We start from the raw sequence: 20,246 nt of genomic DNA on the forward strand, positions 1-20,246 counted from the left end.
GGGCGGCGGGAATGATCGCGCGCCCCTGGCGCCAGAGGCCTCAGCACTCCGGCACGCGGACGGAAACGTTCGCCGCGAGGCCGCCCTGCGAGGTCTCTTTGTACTTGTCGCTCATGTCCTCCGCCGTCTGGCGCAGCGTGACGATCACCTCGTCGAGCGAGACGAGCGCGCCAGAGGCGTCGCCCGCGAGGGCCAGCTCGGCGGCGTTGATGGCTTTGACGGCACCCATCGTGTTGCGCTCGATGCACGGCACCTGGACGAGCCCGCCGATGGGGTCGCAGGTCATCCCGAGGTGGTGCTCCATCGCGATCTCGGCCGCCATCAGGCTTTGCTCCACGGTCCCGCCCTGCGCCTCGCAGAGCGCCGCGGCGGCCATCGCGCTGCTCACGCCCACCTCGGCCTGACAGCCGCCCATCGCGGCCGAGATCGTCGCGCCCTTTTTAAAGAACGTCCCCACCTCCCCCGCGACGAGCAGGAAGTCCGCGATCTCGGCCTCGCCGACCTCCTCACCGGAAAAGCAGACGTGGTAGAGCAAGACGGCCGGGATCACGCCCGCGGCGCCGTTTGTCGGCGCCGTGACCACGCGGCCGAGGTTCGCGTTCTCCTCGTTGACCGCCAGGGCGAAGGCGCTGACCCATTTGAGCACCTCGGGGAAGCGCCACGTCCGCTCGCGGATGGTGCGCAGGAAGGCGTCGCTGTCGGGCGCGATCGCCGGGCGCGGGTCGGCCTCTGGCGTGGCGAACGGCGCCTCACCCGTTCCCATCGCGCTCGCGCCGTCACCCGCCGCGGCAGAGGCGCCGGCCTCCGAGGCGTAGAGCAGGCGGCGCGTGAGTGCGGCGGCGCGGCGCGTGACGCCGAGCCCACCGGGCAGCGTGCCGTCGGTGTGGCAGCCGCGGTAGACGCCCTCGCGCATCACGTCCCAGATCGCCATCAGCCTCTGGCGGACGGCGCGGTTCCGGTTCCACGCGCGCTCGTTCGCGCGCACCATGTCGGCGATGCGGAGCCCGTCGCGGCGGCAGTGCGCCAGGAGTTCGGCGGGCACCTGCGCCGGGTACGGGAGCCGGACCGGCGGGCCGCTGGCGCCCGAGGTCTCCCCCTCGCCCAGCACGAAGCCGCCGCCGATGGAGAAGTACGTGGACGCGTGCTCCTCCCCGCCCGCGAGCGCGACGCAGCGCATCGCGTTGGCGTGCCCCGGCAGGCGCTCGGACGGGTGGAAGACGATGTCCGTCGCCGGATCGAACGGGATCGGCCCGCCCGCCAGAGGCAGCGTTTTGGACAGCGCGAGGTCGGCGACGAGGCCGGGGATGGCGTCGACGGGGATCGTGACCGGGTCGTAGCCGAGCAGCGCGAGGCACACGGCTTGGTCCGTGCAGTGGCCGCGGCCGGTCAGCGCGAGCGAACCGTAGAGGTGCACCCGCACGGCCTCTGGCGCGATCCCCGCCGCGTCCAGCTCGCCCAGCCAGCGCTGCACGGCGCGCCACGGCCCCAGCGTGTGCGAGCTGGACGGCCCGACGCCGATTTTGAGCATGTCGAAAACGCTGAGGGCTTCCACGGAGTACGCGCGAGAGGAATCGCGCAAGGTCGCGCCAGAGGCGCGCTCGGGTGTCGTTTTGTGAGCCTCTGGCGCTAGGTTGCCGCCCTGCCAAGCTCTGAGCCGCCAGAGGCCCCATGCTTCCTGATTCGCGCGAGACGCCGGACCTCGCCTCGCGCCGCTCGCGCGACCGACCGCCCCGCCGCCCCCCGATGGGCATGGCGCTCCCGGTGCCCCCCCAGACCGTTCCCCCCGTGGCCGAAACCCTCCGCTCCTTTCTCGACCGCTACGCCGACGCGTACGCCGCCCTCGACGCCGAGACGCTCGCCACGATGTACACCATGCCGTGCTTCTTCGTAGGCAGCGGTCAAACGGCGTCCTTCGATACGCCGCAAGCACTCCTGCGCCACCTCGGTTTCGTGGCCGAGATGCGCCGCGAGCAAAGCATCGGCTCCGCCGTGCCCACGCGCGTGCAAACCCTCGCCGATGGCGGCGCGCAAACGGCGGTCCTCGTCCACTGGATCATCGAGCGCGCGGAGCAGACGCCGCTGCGCTTCCGGAGCCTGTACCACCTGGTCCAGAACGACGGCCGCTGGCACATCGCCGTTTCGGCCTCGCTGGACGAGTAGCCCACGCTGGTTGCCTCTGGCGCCAGAGGCCATCCCGCATTCCTCCCTATCCCGTATCTCCCATCCCTCCATGCAGATCCTCTCCGCCTCTGGCGCTCCCGCCGCCGTCGGTCCGTACAGCCACGCCGTCCGCGCGAACGGGCTCCTGTTCTGCTCCGGGCAGGTCGCGCTGGACCCCGAGAAGGGCGTCCTCGTGGGCGAGGACGTGGCGACGCAGACGCATCAGGTGTTTGCCAACATCCGCGCCGTGCTGGGCGAGGCGGGCCTCACGCTCTCCGACGTGGCCAAAACGACGGTCTACCTCCAGACCATGGACGACTTCGGCACGATGAACGGCATCTACGCCGAGCACTTCGGCGACCACAAGCCGGCGCGCTCGACGGTCGCCGTGGCGGGCCTGCCGGTCGGCGCGCTCGTGGAGATCGAGGTGCTGGCGGTGCTGAAAGAGGGATAAGGGCTGGAGGCGGGAGAGGGATGCGGGCCTCTACTCCTCCCCTCCCCACCACTCCAGCGTGCCTTCATAAACGAACTCGGCCGGGCCGCTTAGCGTGAGGCCACGCACCTCGCCGTCAACGACCTGAAAGCCGACGCCGAGCGTGCCGCCGGGCATCTCCACCGCGATGCTGTCCGCGTCCACGCCGCCCGCGAGCCGCGCGACAAGAGCCGCCGCCATCGCGCCGGTTCCGCACGCCAGCGTCTCGGCCTCGACGCCTTTCTCGAACGTGCGGACGCGGATCCGCTCGCCTCTGGCGCCAGAGGCCGCCGCGCGCTGCACGAAGTTGACGTTGGTGCCGGCCGGGGCGAAGGCGGGGTCGTGGCGCAGCCGCTCGCCCTCGGTTGCGACCGGCGCAGCGTCCACGTCCTCCACGAACACGACGGCGTGCTCGGTCCCGGTCCAGATCTGGTGCACGTCTCCGAGGTCGCTCGTGGCGCCAGAGGCTCCGAAACCTCGCGGCGACGGCACGTCGAGCATGACGCTTGCGGGGGCGTCCGCCTCTGGCGTGACGCGTGCGGTGTAGCGGCCTCCGTCGGTCATGAACGCGAGGCGCGTGCCCTCTGGCGTATCGCGGCCGAGCCCGGCGCGCGCGGCGAACCGCGCGAGGCAGCGCGCGCCGTTGCCGCACATCGTGGCGAGGGAGCCGTCGGCGTTGCGGTAGCGCATGCGGAAGTCGGTCCCGCCAGAGGCATCCCCTTCTGCGGCGCCGTCGCCAGAGGCGGCCTCTGGCGGATCGAGCGCGAGCAGCCCGTCGGCGCCGACGCCGGTCCAGCGGGGGCAGACGCGCCGCGCGAGGGCTTCGAGTTCGGCCTCGGAAAAGCGCAGGAAGCGGTTGTCGAGGACCACGAAGTCGTTGCCCGCCCCGTTCATTTTGGTGAACGGGACGATTAGGGGCTGTCGCTGGATCATGGCGGCGGGGTGCGAGAGAGAAAGGTGCCGCGCGAAGCCTCTGGCGTCAAACGAACCCTCTGCGCTGTCGCGGTAGGCCTGCCCACTGCGGGCCGTGCGGCCTCTGGCGCGAGGGCAAGCGCCGCGCGGGTACTTTGAGGCCTCTTCTCCTGCTGCCATGACCTCACCTCTCTCGCTGGGCTTTGTCGGCTCCCCGGGGCGCGTTGTCCCGCCAGAGGCCGCGCTCGTGGGCGTCGTCGGCGAGACGACGGCGCAGACGGCGGACTGGGCGCGGGAGGCGGGCGCGCAGCCGTTCGCGAACGCGGCGGACCTGGCGGGCTCGTGCGACGTGGTCGCGGTCGCGAGCGACCCGGCGCAGCGGGCGGCAGACGCGCGCGCGGCGCTCGGGCAAGGCGCGCACGTGTTCGCGGCGTGGCCGCCAGCGGCGTCGGTCGAGGAGGCCGAGGGGCTCGCCGCTCGCGCCGAAGAGGCCGGCGCGGAAGTGGCCGTGGAGCGCCCGCTGCCTCTGGCGGCCGTCGTGGCCGCGAGGCCGGAGGGCTGGGCCGCGCGCCTCGTCGCGCTCGACCTCGCAGGCGCCGACCCGACCGAGGGCTTGGACCTCCCGTGGCCGCGCCGCCTGGCGGGCGCGCTCGACGCCGTGATGGCGCTCGTCCGCTCCGGTGCCATCGCGCACTTGGACGTGCAGGCCGACCGCGAGGACGCCCGCGTCCGCTCGTTTCTCGCCAGCCTGCGCTTCAAAACCGGCGCCTACGCCCATATCGGCATCCGCGACGAGGCCGAAGGCTGGCCACAATCCGTGCGCCTGGCGGCCTCTGGCGGCGGCGTGCGCCTAAGCGCGCGCTCGCTGCGCGGCCCGATCTGCATCGAAGGCGCCGCGTCGGTCCCCGAGCCCGACGCCACCGGGCTGGCCGCGTTTGTGGCCTCGCTCGCCCACGGGCACGTGCCCGCCAGCGGCCCCGGCGCGCTCGCGCTCTCGGACGCCGTCGCGCTGATGCGGCTCGCCGAGCGCGTGCAAGCAGCCATGCGCGGGCCGAGCCTGGGCCGCGGCTAGCCTCTGGCGCCAGAGGCCGCCGGCGCCTGCGCCTCTGAACCCGCCAGAGGCTCCGCATGAACCTCGCAGCCGGCCCGCCGCTGGCGCCGCATCTTGCGGGATGCCGAGACCCGACGAGACCGTGACGCTTCCCTTTGAGCCCCTGCTGCGCCGCATCGGCGAGGCCGCCGACGCGCTCGGCGTGGAGGCCTACGCCGTCGGCGGGGCCGTGCGCGACGCGCTGCTCGGGCGCGAGACGACCGACATCGACATCGTGGCCGTGGATCCGGCGGGCGCGCCGCGCGTGGGCATCCGGCTGGCCGAGGCCGTCGCAAAGGCCTCTGGCGCCAAGCCGCCCAACGTCTACCCCGCCTTCGGGACCGCCGCCGTCACGCTGTACGACGCCGTGGACGACGCCGCGGGCGAAGCCGAGCGCCAGAGGCTCGTCGTCGAGTTCGTGGGCGCGCGCAAGGAGAGTTACCGCCGCGAGAGCCGCAAGCCCATCGTCGAAGACGGCACGCTCGCCGACGACTTGGCGCGACGGGACTTCACGGTCAACGCCCTCGCCGTCCGGCTCAACAACGAGGACGTGGGGAGCGGTCAGTCGCCAGCGGCAGACCTCACCTCTGGCGCGGGAGGCGACGCTCCGCATCCCGCATCCCTTGTCCCTCCCCCCCCCCCGAACGCCTTCGGCCAGATCGTGGACCTCTACGGCGGCCTGGACGACCTCAGTGCCGGCCTCTTGCGCACGCCGCTGGACCCGCAGGTGACGTTCGAGGACGACCCGCTGCGGATGCTCCGCGCGGCGCGGTTCGCGGCGCAGCTGGGGTTCCGCGTCGCGCCAGAGGCCCTGGAGGCCATGCGCGAGGCGGCCGGCCGCATCGAGATCGTGAGCCAGGAGCGGATCACGGACGAACTGGGCAAAACACTCGCGGCGCCGCTGCCGTCGCTGGGCTTCGTCATTCTGCACGAGACCGGGCTTTTGGAGCGCGTGCTGCCCGAGATCTCGGCGCTCGCCGGGACTGAGGCCGTGGGCGGCCACACGCACAAGGACAACCTCTACCACACGCTCGAAGTCGTGGACAACCTCGCGCTGCTCCAGGCCGAGGAAGGCCTCACGGGCCTGCGCGCGGGGGGCTTCGCGCTCTGGCTCCGCTGGGCCGCCCTCTTCCACGACGTCGCCAAGCCCGACACCAAGCGGTTCACGCACCGAACCGGCTGGACCTTCCACGGCCACGAGGACCTGGGCGCGCGCAAGCACGTGCCGGCGTCCTTCCGCCGCCTGAAGCTCCCGCTCGGCGAGCCTCTGGCGTACGTCCGCAAGATGGTCGCGCTCCACCACCGCCCCATCGCGCTTGTCGATGAGAACGTGACGGACTCCGCCGTGCGCCGCCTCCTCTTCGACGCCGGCGAGGACGTGGACGACCTCATGCTGCTCGTCCGCGCCGACGTGACGAGCAAAAACGAGAAGCGCCGCCGCCGCTACCTCCGCGGCTTCGACCGCGTGGAGGCGAAGATGATCGAGGTGGAGGAAAAGGACAAGATGCGCGCCTGGGAGCCGCCGGTCTCCGGCGAGGAGATCATGGAGCGCCTGGAGCTCCCCGAGGGCGTCGCGGTCGGCATCCTCAAGGAGCGCCTGCGCGAGGCCGTCCTCGACGGCGAGGTCCCCAACGAGCACGACGCGGCGTGGGCGTGGGTCGAGCGCCAGAGGCCCGACGCCGTCCGCCGCGGCGACCTCTTCATGCAGATGGTCCGCCTGGTCTCCGGCCCCGAAAAACGCGCGCTCGGCGCCATCAAAGAAGCCGTCTTCTGGGACGACCTGCCTCTGGCGGAGGCCGACGCGCTGGCCCACCTCCAGCGCATCAAGGACAAGGCGCTAGAGGCGTAACCCGTTTGGAGTTCAGGCGTAGCGCATGAGACCTTGCGCCGGCGGCGCCAGAGGCCTCTGGCGCTGGATCGGCCTCGGCGCGTCGCCAGCGGGCACGGTTGGGGGCTTGGCTCCCGTTCGCGCTCCGTAGGTTGCTGTCTGCTTTCCCACTGTCTCAGATGCTCCGGCTCGCATCGCTGCTCCTGTTCTCCCTGGTCGCCGTTGGAGGCACCTTCGCCGCCCGCATTGGTGGGACTCCCACTCTGCCGGAGACGCCGTACGACTACGAAGGCGTGGGGCTGCCGGCCTACCTCGATACGTACGTGATCCGGCACGCGGACAACACGCCCGCGGACAACCCGATCACCAACGCGGGAGCAACACTCGGGCGCGTGCTGTTTTACGACGTACGGCTGTCTCAGAACGGGTCCGTCTCGTGCGCGTCCTGCCACCGCCAGGCCAACGGGTTCGCAGACCCCCGGCCGCGCAGCGTCGGGTTCGGCGGAGAGCACACCGACCGCAACTCGATGGCGCTCGCCTTCGCGCGCTACGATCGCAACGAGGAGTTTTTCTGGGACGAGCGCGCCAGGACACTGGAAGCGCTCGCCCTGGAGCCCATCCAAAACCCGGTCGAGATGGGCATGACGCTGGAAGGGCTCACGGCTCTGCTAAGCGACACGGAGTTCTACCCGGCCCTGTTCGCCGACGCCTTCGGCACGCCAGAGGTCACGAGCGACCGCGTCGCGCGGGCGCTGTCCCAGTTTATCCGCTCCATCGTGCCGTCCAACACCCGCTACGATGCCGCGCGCCAGGCCGAGGGCGCGCGCATCGCGCGGCCTCTGGCGGGGCTGACTCCGCAGGAGAACGAGGGCCTCCAGTTGTTCTTCGGACGCGGCCAGTGCAACCTGTGCCACTCGAGCGACCTGTTCGCGGGCACCAACGCCCTCAACAATGGACTGGACTCCACCGTGACCGATCCCGGCAGGTCCGGCGGGCGCTTCAAGGTGGTGTCCCTACGCAACATCGGCCTGACCGCTCCCTACATGCATGACGGTCGGTTTCAAACGCTGGAGGACGTCGTCGAGCACTACAGCACCGGCATCCGCCTCGGCCCGCACCTGGACGCGCGCATGTTCGGCCTCGACGGCGGGGCCATCCGGTTCAACTTCAGCGCCGACGAGCGGGCCGCGCTCGTGGCGTTCTTGCACACGCTGACCGACACCACGCTCGCCACCGACCCGAGGTGGTCGGACCCGTTCGCCGCGCAGGCGCCGACGCCCGGCGCGTCTCGGTAAGGCCTCTGGCTCCAGAGGCCACGGTTAGACCGCCGAACCCCAGGACGTTGTCTTTGCGAGGAGCGCGGCGATTCAGCGCCCACCGGTATTAGACCGCCGCGCTTTGCTCGCGAGGACACCCGCTTGGGTAGACGGTCTTGGCCGCCAGACGCCCTGCCGCGCGTCCATCCACGAGACCACAAGCACGTGCGGGACCGTCACCGCCGCGATCCCGACGAGGTAGACCGACAGGAGGGCGCCGGCTGCGGGCCGCTCCACGAGAAGCCAGCCCAGCCCGGCGAACAGCGCCAGCGCTCCAAGCGTTGCAGGCGCGGCGAGTAGCGCGAGGCGGAGAGGCCGCCGCGGCGCCACAATGGGCTCCAGTCGCGCGAGGTGCCGCAGCGCGTGCCACGCGCAGAAGTACACGCCCACGCTCCACAACGGCGGCAACACGGCAAAAAACACCCCGAGCCCCGCGACCTCGCCCAGATCCAGCGCCAGAGGCCGCCACGCATTCCGCCGCCATGCCGAGGCCGCGCCCCAGAGCGCGTACCCGCCGATCAACGCCCACAGCACGATTCCCGCCGCTGGCGCCACCATCGCGCCGACGCCTGCCGCGCCGTCGGGATCGAATAGCGCGGCGAGGTCGCCTAGAACGGCCGCGTATGCCGACGGCTGCGCCGCCAGAGGCACCAGCATCGGGAGCGCCCCGCGCACGGCGCCGGCCAACGCGAGGTGCGGACGGCTCGTGAGGTGCGCGTCCCAGCCCAACGCCCGCAGCGCGAACACGTCGCCCTGGCCCCAGTGCGCCCACGTCAGCGCGACAAAGCCTACGGCGGCCGCGACCGGCGCCAGCGCCCACAGCGCGATCACCGCCCCGGCGGTCCCGAGGTAGAGCGCGCAGAACACCGCGACCCGGCGGGCGCCCAGCGGCTCGCCCCGCATCCGGAACGGCACGAACGGGTCCAGCGCGCCGTGCGGCAGGCCCAGCACGACGACGCTCGCCGCCCACGGCACGAGCCACACGATCGCCGGCGCCTCGGCGATCCACGGCGACGCCGCCAATGAGAGCGCGACGCTCCCCCAGGCCAGCCCCAGGCCGAGCCGCGGCCACGCCATCTGAGGCCGACCGCTCACGCTCCGAGAAGGGGACGCACGAACTCCCGTGGCCTCTGGCGCGCCAGAGGCTCGGCGTGGGCCGCGCGCTCCTCTGCCAGCCGGGCGGCCTCGCGCCGCATCGCGGGAAGGGTGGACGCGCGCGAGGGCTCGCACAACGCCAGGCCCTGCACCACCATCAGGTTGGTGAGCAGGAAAAACACCGCTTCCTCCAAGGGAAGCCCGGCGATCTCGACGCCCGTCCGCGTCGCGTCGGTCAGGGACCAGATGCCGAGCTCGATCGCGATGCGGTCTGCCACGCAGAGGTAGAGCGTTGGCAGCATGGCAGCCCAAACGAGCAAGCGGCGCCGCGCCCACAGCATCTCGCCGCCTACCGCCCACATCAGCGTGAGGACAGGCCCGGCCCAGACGAGCAGCAGGCCGAGGTACAGCCCGTGGCCGCCCCGCAGCGTCAGCGCCAGCCCGACGAGGCTCAGCGCGGCGGAACCGACGACACCCGGGAGGCGCACGCGGCGGTCCGCCGGCTCCGGGACGCGCGCGAAGTAGCGCGCCCGGACCCACATGAACGCCAGTCCCGAGAGGACGGTCTGGAGCACGAAAAACGCGTACTCCTCTACCGGCACGTAGCCGACCGTCGCGAGGACGCGGTCTGGCGGGTACGTCCACACGCCCTGCGCGACGAGGTAGTTGTCCCACGGCGTCGTGTACACGAACGCGATGGCGACGAGCACGCCGAGCGGCCACCACGCCTGGCCCGCCCGCGGGCGGAACACCCAGAGCGCGGCGATCGCGGGGAGCGTAAACGTGAGGTGGAAGCCGAGATACGTCACAGAGGAGGACAGCTTGGCCAATAGAGCCGAGCGAACCCCCGCCGCGCCCCAACGATCCCGGCCGGGCTCCGGTACTCCGCGCAGTCGCACCCAGACGACCTGGGCGTACCCCGAGGGGCCCGATCCGCGCATCTCCACGCAGGAGCCGCCAGAGGCCTCTGGCGTGAATCCCCCGCCGTTCCGGGTCCGCCTCATTGCAGAGTGCGCCAGACGGCCCCACCTTCGCGCGATGCGACTTCCCGCTGCCGCCCTGCTCGTCTTGCTCGCTACCGGCGCGAGCGCTCAGGTGCGCTTGAGCGCGGGCGCCACTCTGCCTCTGGCGGGAAGCCTCGGGCCCGTTTGGGAGGAGCAGCCTGGCGCACGGGGTACCATCACGTTCTCCGCCTACGGCGGCGAGGTCCGCCTCGCGCTCGACCTCGCGATGCACGACGCTGCCGAGGGCGAGGCGACGCCAGAGGCTGCCCCGGACTTTCTCGCCGTCAACGCCACGCTGGGATGGGGGCCAGTATTGGATCTCGGACCCGTCCGCCTTTCGCCCGGCGCGGAGGTCGGCGCGGGACGCTTCGCCTTCGACGATGACGGCGAGTTCGGCGGCAACCTGTCCAGCGAGTCCGAGCTTCTGGCGGGCGCGTACGTCCGCGCGGGCGTGCCTCTGGCGGGGCGCGTGGAAGCGTGGGCCGAGACCGGCGTGCGGCGCACCTTTTTCTCCACGCCGCAGACCACCGCGGGCGCCGCGGGCGGCCTCACCCTCCGGCTGTGGTAAGAGCATTTCTCCTTCTACTGCTTTCGTGTGTGGCCTCTGGCGCCAGAGGCCAAGTGCCGGTCGCATTTGGGGAGCCTGACTGCGTGTACCCAGGAGGTGCTCGGCTGCTCGCCAGAGGCGTCGCGTGGGCTCAGGGATATGATGCGATCTCGACGGACGGGTTTGGCGTGCGCGTTCCCGAGGCTTCTGGCGCGATGGCGGACCTCCGCACAGCCTCCATACTGGATGACGCCGTTCTCGCATGGCGACCCACACTGGCGGTCAACGATGGAGCCCAGTGCTCCCCGTTGCAGCAAATGGTAAGCGGCGGAACCCGGTCTCTGATCCATGTATATGCCGAGGTGGGGAATGAGACCGGCGACCCCGGTCCGCTGCGCTATCTAGACCCCTCGCTGCCGAACGTTGACAAGATTGGTCCGGACTACGAAGCGCTCGTCCGATTCAAGGATGGAATCGAGTTCTCGGGTCGCTGGCGCGACTTTCTCCCGACCGACCCTGTCATCGCCCCGCGCATCTTCGAGGCGGTGGGCGGACGCTTCCCCAAGCGCAAAGGACTGGCGTTAGCAACTGGGAACAGTCTATATCTGCTCCCAGGTTTGGGCCTCGGGGTTGCTGCTGATGCTCTCGGTGCGGAAGACCTCCCGTTCGAACCGACACTCGGCCGCGAGGTCCCGGTCCGGCGCCAGAGGCTTGGTGGACGCGCAGAGTGGGGTGCCGGCTCTAACCGTGCCGATTGGTCCGGCAACCTGTCGCTGCGTGGCGAGCGCCTGGACCGCCCCGAGTGGAGTACGCTGGCCTCTGGCATTGGGCCAGACTGGCAGGAGTTCATCGCCGAAGCCCATGTACAGCGAAGCATCGCGCTTTCCGAACCTTCACCCGCGCGTCGTCTTACGGTAGGTGGAACCTTCCGCCAGAGGCAAGCTACTGGGGCAGGCCTTACCGATGGCTCTGTAACGTGGGCCGAAGTAGGTGCGAGCCTGATCAGACTGATCAGAGAGGATGTGCCAGAGGTCTCAGCGCGACTGTCGGCTGGGCCGAGCGGCGTGGGAGGCGAGGCCTTGCTGAAGCTCTATACAGGCGATTACGTCAGAGACGACTACGCCAGAAGCGGAAGCGCGGACGCACATGCGTACCTCCGCCGTACGCTTCCTGAAGAGCAGCCCGATCTGTACTTCTGGGTCGCCAGAGGGTACTCGGGCCTCGCGTCTGCGCAAACACCTCTGGCGCTAGAGGGTGTGCCGACGGCCTCAGAACATGCCGGATTTCAGTTAAAGCTAAACGGGTATCGTAGTGGGGATGAAGCCGCGGATGGCCCCATCTTCGTCGATTTGCGCCACAGTCTCTCAGGGACTGTGACTTTGACGGCCGAAGCGCGCAGAGGCGAAACCGTGCTGTCTCCCCAGTTCGTTCTCGCGCCAGAGGCCACCTCCGTATCGGGTCCCGTGCGGGCGACGGCGGTTTCGGGAGCCGTCGCAAATGCGCAGGCCCGGATCGTGTGGAGAAGGGCGTCTAGAGGCATGCATGGCCCGTCTCCCGTTGGAGCCATCACTCTCGTCGGTTGGGTGGATGTGCAAGCCTCCGCAAGTGCTGACCGCGAGTTTCGCGCCGCGCGTGACCGTGAACCGACGGTTCGCGCTGGTCTCTTTGGCCAGCACTCTCCGGATGGCAACCTGAACCTCAACGCACGCCTGGAGTGGCGCGCCGCCACCCGTTGGGACGGCTGGCCCGAGCCCGACGTGCCCGCCGCCCTCCTCCTCGACCTCGGCCTCTCGCGCTCATTCGCGGGCGAGCGCTTCCACATCGCGCTCACCGGCCGCAACGTGCTCGGCGCGCCGGAGCAGACGCACCCGCTCGGCGCCACGCTGGACGGCCGCCTCTTCGTGCGCGTGGAGGCCCGCTTCTAGCCTCTGGCGCCTGAAGCCGGTCTATAGGCGGCGCCGGGGACGCGCCCGCGAGACAACACACGAGGCCAAACGTGGGTGCGGGAGCCAAACGGCCGATGATGAGGGTTAGACCCCTTCACTTCTGGCTCCGGCTATGTCTTCTCTCGGCGTTTACCTCATCGGCTTCATGATTCTCACCGGCGGCGTCGCCATGGGAATGCACCTTGCGGGCTTGCCCGCCGCCTGGATCGCCGTGACGGGCGTGATCCTGCTCGGCCTCGGCATCCTCATGGGCGTCTCCAAGACGCGCACCCGCGACCACTCGCCGATGTAGCCGCTCCCGCGCCGCTACAAACTGGAACCGGGGCTCCGCGCGATGCGGAGCCCCGGTTTTCTCTATCGGCCGGGTTCGCCAGAGGCCTCTGGCGCGGGCGTTCCGCCAGAGGCTAGAACGAGACCGTGACCTCGCGCTCCGGCTCGTAGGTGAAGCCGGGGATGTTCTGGAACACCTCCATCGCGCTCATCGACGAAGGGGGGCCGCTCATGCCCAGTGCCTCCAGGTCATCGAAGACGCCCGGCGTCTCCGCGAGCAGGCCGAAGTCCATGTCGAACAGCGTGAGGATGCGGCCGCTGGCGTGGGAGGCGTTCGTCTCGCGCACGTCGCTCGGCAGCTCCACGGCGATGGAGAACTTCATGTCCTTGAACATGGCCGCCATCTGCCGCATCTCGTCCTCTTGCGACGAGTCATCCGAGAAGAGGTCGTCCTCGAAGGCGTACTCCTCGCCGTACGCCGGGTTTTTCTTGGGGTCGCGAGCGGGAGCGTCGAAGTCGATCTCGGCCGGCTCGTCGACTATTTCGTCGTCCCCGAACAGGTCCTCCTCGTCGTCGAACGCCGGCTCAGGCATGCGGACGGTGAGGCGCCCGCGCGAGTACGCGAACGTGATGGGCTCGTCGCCAGAGGCGTCTCCTGCGCGGCCCATCTCGCTCATCATGCCGCCCATGCCTTCGAGCGGGTTGCTGCCAAAGCGGAGGCTGTTGATATCGGTAAACGCGTAGGTGGCCGTGTAGCCCGCCCCGAACAGGATGTCGATGGGCTCGACGCCCACGAGCGTCGTGCCCATCTCGGCGGCGCGGGTCTGGAGTTGCTCCATGGAATACGGCCCGTCCTCGGCCATATCGGGCGCGTCGTCGGAGTCCTCCAGGAACCCGCCGCTCCCCATTCCGATGCTCATCGACATCATGGAGTTCATGAGCACGGTCTCCTCCACGGTCCCGCTGCCGTCGGCGTTGAGGCGGATGAGAGCCTTGGTCTGGAAGCAGCCCGAGAGGACTACCGCGAAGCAGATCAACAGCAGAGGGCGAAGCGTGCGCATAGCGGCGGGCAGGAGGAACCGCGCCCAGGATACGGCGCGAACGCCAGAGGCCCCTGGCGCGTACGGCCCGTCCTGCGCCTCTGGCGCCCTTCCGTTCCACCCCGATCTCCCATGCGCGTCGGCATTCTCACTGGCGGGGGCGACTGCCCCGGCCTCAACGCGGTGATCCGCGCCGTTACCAAGTCCCTGATCCACCGCTGCGGCGCCGAGGTCGTCGGCTTTGTGGACGGCTTCGAAGGGCTGATCCGCAACGACACGCGGCCTCTGGCGTGGCGCGATGCCAGCGGCCTGCTCACACTCGGCGGCACGGTCCTCGGCACGAGCAACAAGGCCAACCCCTTCCAATACTGGCGCGAGGACGGCGCCGACGTCAGCGACCGCGCGGCTTCGGTCTACCACGAGCACGGCCTGGACGCGCTCGTCGTCATCGGCGGCGACGGCACGATGTCCATCGCGCACCGGATGCAGCAAAAAGGGCTCAACCTCGTCGGCGTGCCCAAAACCATCGACAACGACCTGATGGGGACCGACCGGACGTTCGGCTTCGACACGGCCTCGATGATCGCGGCCGAAGCGATGGACCGGCTCCACACGACCGCCGCGAGCCACCACCGCGTGATGATCTGCGAGACGATGGGCCGCTACGCGGGCTGGATCGCGCTCTACGCCGGCGTGGCCTCTGGCGCCGACGTGATCCTGCTCCCGGAGTTTCCGTACGAGTTGGAAGAGGTGATCCGCATCTGCCAGGCGCGCGAGCGCGGCGGCCAGCGCTTCACCATCATCGCCATCGCCGAGGGCGCGCACCCCGAGGGCGGCGTGCAGAGCGTGGCCAAAACGATCCCCGGATCGCCCGACCCCGTCCGGCTTGGCGGCGCCTGCCAGGTGCTCGGCGCCGGCCTAGAGGCGCAGATCGAGAGCGAGGTGCGGACCACGATCCTCGGCCACGTCCAGCGTGGGGGCTCTCCCACCCCGTTCGACCGCGTGCTCTCCACGCGCTTCGGGACCTACGCCGCCGAGCTCGTCGCCGACGGGGCTTCTGGCGTGATGGTGGCCCGCCGCGACGGCCGCATGACGGCCGTCCCCTTTGCCGAGGTCGCGGACAAGACCAAGCTCGTCGGGGCCGACGATCCGCTCGTGCGCGCCGCGCTCGACGTGGGCACGTCCTTCGGGACCGCTTCGCTCACGCCAGACCTCTCGCGCATGGCGTAGCGCCAGACCGGTTCTCGCCAGAGGCCTCTGGCGTGGCGCCCCGCCCGCCTTTGGCCTCTCGCGCCGTCTGCTTTCCGTGCCGCGCTCGCCAGAAGCCGCGCGGATTGGGGAATCGGAACACCCCTTGACCCGTTTGGACTCTCCCGCCCCGCTGCCCACCCCGTGATCCGCTCGCTTGCCCTCGCCCTCCTCCTCGTCGCCTCTGGCGCTGCGGCGCAGACGTACGATCAAGACGTGCTCGGGGCCCTGCTGGACCGTCCGGGCTGGGTGCCGGAAGCACCCATTCCGTACGCCGTCTACCGCGTGCAGCACGAGAGCGGTAACTCCATCCGCGCGCGCCACGAGCTCTACCACGTCGTCGGCGAGGGCGACGTGGAGCGCGGGCGCCAGAGGCTCGCCATCGCGCAGCTTTTCGGCTACCCGCCCGCCGGCGAGCTCCGCCTCGGCGACGAGCTGGTCCTCCCCGCCCGGCCGCGCGACTTCGACCTCGGCGCGCTCGCCTTCGCGCCCTACCCGCCGATCTGGACCGGCGCCTCTGGCGTCGAGAAGGTCGTGCTCGTGGACAAAACGTCGCAGACGTGGGCGGCCTACGCCAGCGGCCACCTCGTCCGGTGGGGACCCGCGAGCACGGGCGCGGCGCGGACGCCGACGCCTACGGGCCGCTTCACGATGAACTGGCGCGAGATGGAGCGCGAGAGCACCGAGGCGCCGCCCGGCGAGACGTGGCTCATGCGCTACGTCATGAACATCCACGCGCGCCGCGGCATCCACCTCCACCAGTATGACGTGGTGCCGAGCGGCCCACCCGAGGGCCACGGCTGCGTCCGCATGGTGGAAGCCGACGCGCGCTGGCTCTGGGACTGGTCCGACGCCGCCGCCCGCTCCCGCGCGGGCACGACGGTGATCGTGCAAGGAAGCGAGCCCGCCGGCACGCCGCTGCGCTTTGTGGACGGCCCCGACGGCCCACGCCGCGCCCTCGTCGCGCTCCCCGCCGATCCGATGCGCGTGCCGCGCGGCGACCGCTAGCGGAGGCGCCGCGCCTCTGGCGCCAGAGGCCATTGCGCCCGTTTCGGCGGCTCTTCGCTGGCTCCGCATGATGAAACGGGCGGGTCCCCCGTTCGCGTGGTCTCATCTGCCTGCCTCTCTATGTCTCCCGCCAAACCCTTCGCGCTCCTCGCGGCGCTTGTTCTCACCGCCTGCAGCGCCCCGATGCCCAGCCAGCCGCTCGGCCCGCCCTTCGACGGCTCCACGTGGTCCCTCGTCCGCTTCCCCGACGGAACGGCGCCCGTTGGGGAGAGCGCGCCGAGCGTGCGCTTCACCGCCTCTGGCGACATCAACGGGACCACCGGGTGCAACGGCTACTTCGGCACGTACTCGCGCGAGGGCACCGCGCTCGCCGTCTCACCGCTGGGCTCCACCAAGCGCGCGTGCGCACCACCCCTCATGGACCAGGAGAGCCGGTTTATGGACGCCCTGCCACGCGCCGACCGGTGGACTCTTCAGGACGGCCGCCTGACGCTCACGACCGCCTCTGGCGAGACGCTCGAGTTCCGCAACGCGGCCTCGGTCGAGTCCGCTGGGGAGCGCGTCACGCTGACTGGAGAGGTCACCTACCGGCCGCGCATCGCCCTCCCGCGCGACGCCGTGGTCACGGTCCGCCTGGACGACGTGAGCCTGGCCGACGCGCCCGCCAAGACCCTCGCGACCCACACCATCCGCCCCGGCGGACGGCAGGTGCCCATCTCGTTCGCGCTCACCTACGACCCCGGCGTGCTGGACGCGCGGCACACCTACGCCGTGCGCGCCGACATTCGCGACGCGGCCGGCGCCCTGCTCTGGACCACCGACACCACGATTCCTGTTATCACGCGCGGCGCGCCCACCGACGGCGTCGAGATCGTGCTCGTGCAGGCCTCTGGCGCCAGCGGCCAAGTCCAGATGGGAGGCGACGTGGAAGGCACCGCGTGGCGGCTCCTGCGCATCCACACGCCCGACGGCGGGAGCGTGTCGCCAGAGGCCGGCAAGGCGTACACGCTGCAGTTCGGTGCCGATGGCCGGTTCAGCGGCCGCGCGGACTGCAACAGCTACGGCGGCGGCTACACCGCCGAGGCCTCTGGCGCGCTTGCGCTACGCCAGGGCGCGACAACGCTCGCGGCGTGCCTTCCGCCGTCGTCGGCGGACCTCTTCCTCGGCACGCTGATGGACGCGGCGACGTACCGCGCGACGTCGGAGGACCTCTGGATCTCAGCCGGCGACGGCCGCGCGCTCGCCTTCGAGCCCGCCAACGTCCGCTCGGACCTCGGCACGATGGCTCCGCAGCAGACCGGGAGTACCACGGTTTACGCCTGCGAAGGCGCCTCTGGCGAGACGTTCAGCATCACCACGCGGACTGGCCCGGGCGAGCTCGCCGTGTGGCTCCCCGAGCGGTTCGGCTCGCGCTACCTCGTACTGGGCCAGGCCCGCGCCGCCAGCGGCGCGAAGTACGAGGGCGACGGCGTGGTCGTCTGGACGAAAGGCACCACTGAGGCGCTTGTCGAGGTCGACGGCGAGACGTTCACGGGCTGTGCCGCTACCGGGTAAACGGGGGACGGGAAGATTGCAGGTGGCCGGGCCTCTGGCGCGTTGGTGCAGTGCGTAGTGCGTAAGGGGCGCGCGGATGCAGCATCCCAGCTCGCCTCTGGCGCCAGAGGCGCGTGGAGAGCGGCTTTGCTCGATGTCCCTCAACCACGCCCGACCCGGTCCGGCGCCAGAAGCCCGCCTGGCTTCCCTTACGCCCTTCGCAGTACGCAGTACGAGCCCCTCAAGTCCACGCCAGGATCGCCGCGAGCGACGCACCCGCCACGGCCAGCCACAAGAGCACGCCTTGCACCAGCGGCCGCACGCCGACCGCCCGAAGCGTCGCCCGGCTGAGCCCCGCGCCGATCAGGAACAGCGTGAGCACGAGCCCCTGGCGCGCGACCGCCACGATCACGGCGTACGCCGGCGCGCCCGCCGGAAACAGCGCGACAACGCTAGAGGCCAGCGCGAACAGCGCGATAAACCACGGCACGCTCACCGTCGCGCCCCCCGAGCCCGCGCCCCGCCTCTGGCGCAGCCACGCCGCGCCGGTCGCCAGAGGCACAATCCAGAGCGCGCGCGTGAGCTTGAGGACGGTCGCCTCGGCCAGCGCCTCGGCGCCGTAGGACGACGCCGCGCCGACGACCGAGGACGTGTCGTGGATGGCGATGGCGGCCCACAGCGCGAACTGGTGCTGGCTCAGCTCCAGCGCGTGCCCGATGGCCGGAAAGAGGTACAGCGCCACGCCGTTGAGCACGAAAACGGTCGCCAACGCCACGCCCATCGCCTCGGCGCGCGCGCCGATCGCAGGCCCCAGCGCCGCGATCGCGCTGCCGCCGCAGATCGCCGTGCCGCCCGAGATCAACGTGCCCGTCTCGCGGTCCACGCCGAGCAGGCGCGCGAGGAGCAGCCCGAGCCCCAATGCGAACGCGATGCCCGCCGCCGTCACGAGCACGCCCGCTCGCCCCACGTCCAGAACCGCGCCCAACGACATGCCGAACCCCAGCCCGACCACGCACGCCTTGAGCAACCACTTGGACACCTTCGCGCCTCTGGCGGGGAACGGCGAGCCCAGCGTGAGCCCCAGCACGGCGCCCGCTCCCAGCGCGAGAGCGGGCGAGACGCCCGGAATCAGCGCCCCGGCGGCCAGCGCGAAAAACAGCGCTCGGTGCCACACCGGCGGCACGCCAGAGGCCTCTGGCGCGATAGCAGGCGGGCGCGGCGCGGCGGCGCCAGAGGCAGGGGTAGACACGGCCGAAACCTACCGACGTGAACCGCCTGCCCCACCGGTTGCCCGTAGGGGCGTATCGCATACGCCCTTGCCTGAGTGCGGCCGCATCAAACCCGCGCGCCGGTCTCGAATCCCGCGCCGCTCCCGGACGTAGTCTCCGCCTATGCCTGACCCCTTCGATGGGCTCCGCGACGCCCTCCGCGTCTCGCCCGACAACGTCCCGCTCCGCGCCCACCTCGCCGCCGAACTTCTCCGCGCGCGGCGCGCGCCAGAGGCCGAGGCCGAGTACCGCCGCGCCCTCGCGCTGTCTCCGCGCGACGCGTCGCTCCAGCTCGGCCTTTCCGAGGCGTTTCTCGCCCAGGGCAAGACCGGCGAGGCCGTCGTTGCGCTCGAATCCCTCGCCGCGCAGCCAGGGCGACCCGCGCGCGCGCTCCTCGTCTGGGCCAAGGCCCTCCACGCTGAGGGCGAAGACGCCGAGGCCGCCCGCCGCTACCGCGCCGCCGTCAGCGAGGACCCTGACCTCGCCGACGACGCCTTCGCCGATCGCCTCGGCTTCCAATCTCAGGCCTCTGGCGACGATGAGGACGACGACGGGCCCGCGTTCATCATGGGCGGCCGCATGCGCGGCACCACGCACGACCCCGACGAGCCTCTGGCGCCTGAGCCCGAGCACTCGGACGTGACGTTCGAGGACGTGGGCGGCATGGAGAACCTCAAAGAGGAGATCCGGCTCAAGCTCATCTACCCGATGCAGCAGCCGGACCTCTACCGCGCCTACGGTAAAAAGCCCGGCGGCGGGCTCCTCCTCTACGGACCGCCCGGCTGCGGTAAAACGCACCTCGCACGCGCGACGGCGGGCGAGGTAGACGCCGCGTTCCTCTCCATCGGCCTGCACGACGTGCTGGACATGTGGATCGGGCAGAGCGAGAAGAGGCTGCACGGCATCTTTGAGGTGGCGCGAGACCAGCAGCCGTGCGTGCTCTTTTTCGACGAGGTGGATGCGCTGGGGGCCAGCCGGTCCGACCTCCGCCAGAGCGGCGGCCGCCACGTCGTCAACCAGTTCCTCGCTGAGTTGGACGGCGTCGGCACGGACAACGAGGGCGTGCTCGTCCTCGCGGCCACGAACGCGCCGTGGCATCTGGACCCCGCCTTCCGACGCCCCGGCCGCTTTGACCGGATCGTGTTCGTGCCCCCACCCGACCGAGAGGGCCGCGCCGAGATCCTCGGCCTCCTCACCCGCGAAATCCCCCAGCGCGACCTCGACCTCAGCGCCGTCGCCAAAAAGACCGCCGAGTTCTCCGGCGCCGACCTCCAGGCCGTTGTCGACACCGCCGTCGAGGCCAAGCTGCACAGCGCGCTCCGCACGGGCACGCCCGAGCCTCTGACGACAAAGGACCTCCTCACCGCCGCCAAAACGCGCCAGCCTTCCACGACCGACTGGTTCGCGACCGCTCGCAACCACGCGCTCTACGCCAACGAAAGCGGGCTGTACGACGACGTGCTCGCCTACCTCAAGCGCCGCTGAGCCTCTGGCGCCAGAGGCCGCCGG

Annotated in this window: 18 protein-coding genes; 12 read left to right on the forward strand and 6 right to left on the reverse strand. The window is 70.9% G+C overall.

Annotated elements, in window-relative coordinates; translation table 11 throughout:
- Positions 1 to 40: 40 nt before the first annotated feature.
- A complete protein-coding gene (locus BSZ36_RS14630) occupies positions 41 to 1,552 on the reverse strand; it encodes an L-serine ammonia-lyase, iron-sulfur-dependent, subunit alpha (RefSeq protein WP_218827687.1) in 1,512 nt (503 codons plus the stop codon).
- A 116-nt stretch (positions 1,553 to 1,668) separates the two neighbouring features.
- Here BSZ36_RS14630 and BSZ36_RS14635 point away from each other — a divergent pair, with 116 nt between their 5' ends.
- Positions 1,669 to 2,160 (forward strand): nuclear transport factor 2 family protein, encoded by a 492-nt coding sequence (locus BSZ36_RS14635; protein ID WP_094550248.1) that lies wholly within the window; start codon positions 1,669 to 1,671, stop codon positions 2,158 to 2,160.
- A gap of 70 nt (positions 2,161 to 2,230) precedes the next feature.
- Positions 2,231 to 2,614 carry a RidA family protein gene (locus BSZ36_RS14640; RefSeq protein WP_094550250.1) on the forward strand — a complete coding sequence of 128 codons (384 nt, stop codon included), beginning with the start codon at positions 2,231 to 2,233 and terminating at the stop codon, positions 2,612 to 2,614.
- Between the two features lie 30 nt (positions 2,615 to 2,644).
- Here BSZ36_RS14640 and dapF read toward each other — a convergent pair whose 3' ends face one another.
- Positions 2,645 to 3,565, reverse strand: coding sequence for a diaminopimelate epimerase (gene dapF / locus BSZ36_RS14645; protein ID WP_094550252.1), 921 nt, complete (start codon positions 3,563 to 3,565; stop codon positions 2,645 to 2,647).
- Positions 3,566 to 3,722: 157 nt separating this feature from the next.
- Between dapF and BSZ36_RS14650 the strand changes: the two genes are divergently transcribed.
- The 3 genes from BSZ36_RS14650 to BSZ36_RS14660 all read left to right on the forward strand — a co-directional run bounded on the left by BSZ36_RS14650 (position 3,723) and on the right by BSZ36_RS14660 (position 7,757).
- On the forward strand, positions 3,723 to 4,616 hold the full coding sequence (locus BSZ36_RS14650; protein ID WP_094550254.1) for a Gfo/Idh/MocA family oxidoreductase: 894 nt from the start codon (positions 3,723 to 3,725) through the stop codon (positions 4,614 to 4,616).
- A 100-nt stretch (positions 4,617 to 4,716) separates the two neighbouring features.
- Positions 4,717 to 6,483: a CCA tRNA nucleotidyltransferase gene (locus BSZ36_RS14655; protein WP_094550256.1), complete on the forward strand. Its 1,767-nt coding sequence runs from the start codon at positions 4,717 to 4,719 to the stop codon at positions 6,481 to 6,483.
- Positions 6,484 to 6,641: 158 nt separating this feature from the next.
- Positions 6,642 to 7,757, forward strand: a complete 1,116-nt coding sequence (locus BSZ36_RS14660) for a cytochrome-c peroxidase (RefSeq protein ID WP_094550258.1) — start codon at positions 6,642 to 6,644, stop codon at positions 7,755 to 7,757.
- A gap of 72 nt (positions 7,758 to 7,829) precedes the next feature.
- Here the strand turns inward: BSZ36_RS14660 and BSZ36_RS14665 are convergent, their stop codons facing one another.
- Both BSZ36_RS14665 and BSZ36_RS14670 read right to left on the reverse strand, forming a co-directional pair.
- Positions 7,830 to 8,855 carry a Brp/Blh family beta-carotene 15,15'-dioxygenase gene (locus BSZ36_RS14665; RefSeq protein ID WP_094550261.1) on the reverse strand — a complete coding sequence of 342 codons (1,026 nt, stop codon included), beginning with the start codon at positions 8,853 to 8,855 and terminating at the stop codon, positions 7,830 to 7,832.
- Positions 8,856 to 8,869: 14 nt separating this feature from the next.
- Positions 8,870 to 9,877 carry a lycopene cyclase domain-containing protein gene (locus BSZ36_RS14670; RefSeq protein ID WP_218827688.1) on the reverse strand — a complete coding sequence of 336 codons (1,008 nt, stop codon included), beginning with the start codon at positions 9,875 to 9,877 and terminating at the stop codon, positions 8,870 to 8,872.
- Positions 9,878 to 9,911: 34 nt separating this feature from the next.
- Between BSZ36_RS14670 and BSZ36_RS14675 the strand changes: the two genes are divergently transcribed.
- The 3 genes from BSZ36_RS14675 (at position 9,912) to BSZ36_RS14690 (ending at position 12,662) form a co-directional block, all read left to right on the forward strand.
- Positions 9,912 to 10,445, forward strand: coding sequence for a hypothetical protein (locus tag BSZ36_RS14675; protein WP_094550265.1), 534 nt, complete (start codon positions 9,912 to 9,914; stop codon positions 10,443 to 10,445).
- Between the two features lie 1,517 nt (positions 10,446 to 11,962).
- A complete protein-coding gene (locus tag BSZ36_RS14685; protein WP_143536918.1) occupies positions 11,963 to 12,349 on the forward strand; it encodes a hypothetical protein in 387 nt (128 codons plus the stop codon).
- Between the two features lie 133 nt (positions 12,350 to 12,482).
- A complete protein-coding gene (locus BSZ36_RS14690; protein WP_094550271.1) occupies positions 12,483 to 12,662 on the forward strand; it encodes a hypothetical protein in 180 nt (59 codons plus the stop codon).
- Between the two features lie 112 nt (positions 12,663 to 12,774).
- Here BSZ36_RS14690 and BSZ36_RS14695 read toward each other — a convergent pair whose 3' ends face one another.
- Positions 12,775 to 13,701, reverse strand: coding sequence for a hypothetical protein (locus BSZ36_RS14695; protein ID WP_094550273.1), 927 nt, complete (start codon positions 13,699 to 13,701; stop codon positions 12,775 to 12,777).
- A 111-nt stretch (positions 13,702 to 13,812) separates the two neighbouring features.
- Here BSZ36_RS14695 and BSZ36_RS14700 point away from each other — a divergent pair, with 111 nt between their 5' ends.
- From BSZ36_RS14700 to BSZ36_RS14710, 3 genes are all read left to right on the forward strand, one after another.
- The gene (locus tag BSZ36_RS14700) at positions 13,813 to 14,910 is read left to right on the forward strand and encodes a 6-phosphofructokinase (RefSeq protein ID WP_094550275.1); all 1,098 of its coding nucleotides are present in this window, start codon (positions 13,813 to 13,815) and stop codon (positions 14,908 to 14,910) included.
- Between the two features lie 162 nt (positions 14,911 to 15,072).
- Positions 15,073 to 15,936, forward strand: a complete 864-nt coding sequence (locus BSZ36_RS14705; protein WP_094550277.1) for a L,D-transpeptidase — start codon at positions 15,073 to 15,075, stop codon at positions 15,934 to 15,936.
- A gap of 120 nt (positions 15,937 to 16,056) precedes the next feature.
- The gene (locus BSZ36_RS14710) at positions 16,057 to 17,490 is read left to right on the forward strand and encodes an META domain-containing protein (protein ID WP_094550279.1); all 1,434 of its coding nucleotides are present in this window, start codon (positions 16,057 to 16,059) and stop codon (positions 17,488 to 17,490) included.
- A gap of 220 nt (positions 17,491 to 17,710) precedes the next feature.
- On the opposite strand, the gene BSZ36_RS14715 is transcribed toward BSZ36_RS14710, so the two are convergent.
- Positions 17,711 to 18,718, reverse strand: a complete 1,008-nt coding sequence (locus BSZ36_RS14715; protein ID WP_218827689.1) for a YeiH family protein — start codon at positions 18,716 to 18,718, stop codon at positions 17,711 to 17,713.
- Between the two features lie 142 nt (positions 18,719 to 18,860).
- Here BSZ36_RS14715 and BSZ36_RS14720 point away from each other — a divergent pair, with 142 nt between their 5' ends.
- On the forward strand, positions 18,861 to 20,222 hold the full coding sequence (locus tag BSZ36_RS14720; RefSeq protein WP_094550281.1) for an ATP-binding protein: 1,362 nt from the start codon (positions 18,861 to 18,863) through the stop codon (positions 20,220 to 20,222).
- Positions 20,223 to 20,246: the final 24 nt, after the last annotated feature.

Source organism: Rubricoccus marinus (assembly GCF_002257665.1).
GTDB lineage: Bacteria > Bacteroidota > Rhodothermia > Rhodothermales > Rubricoccaceae > Rubricoccus > Rubricoccus marinus.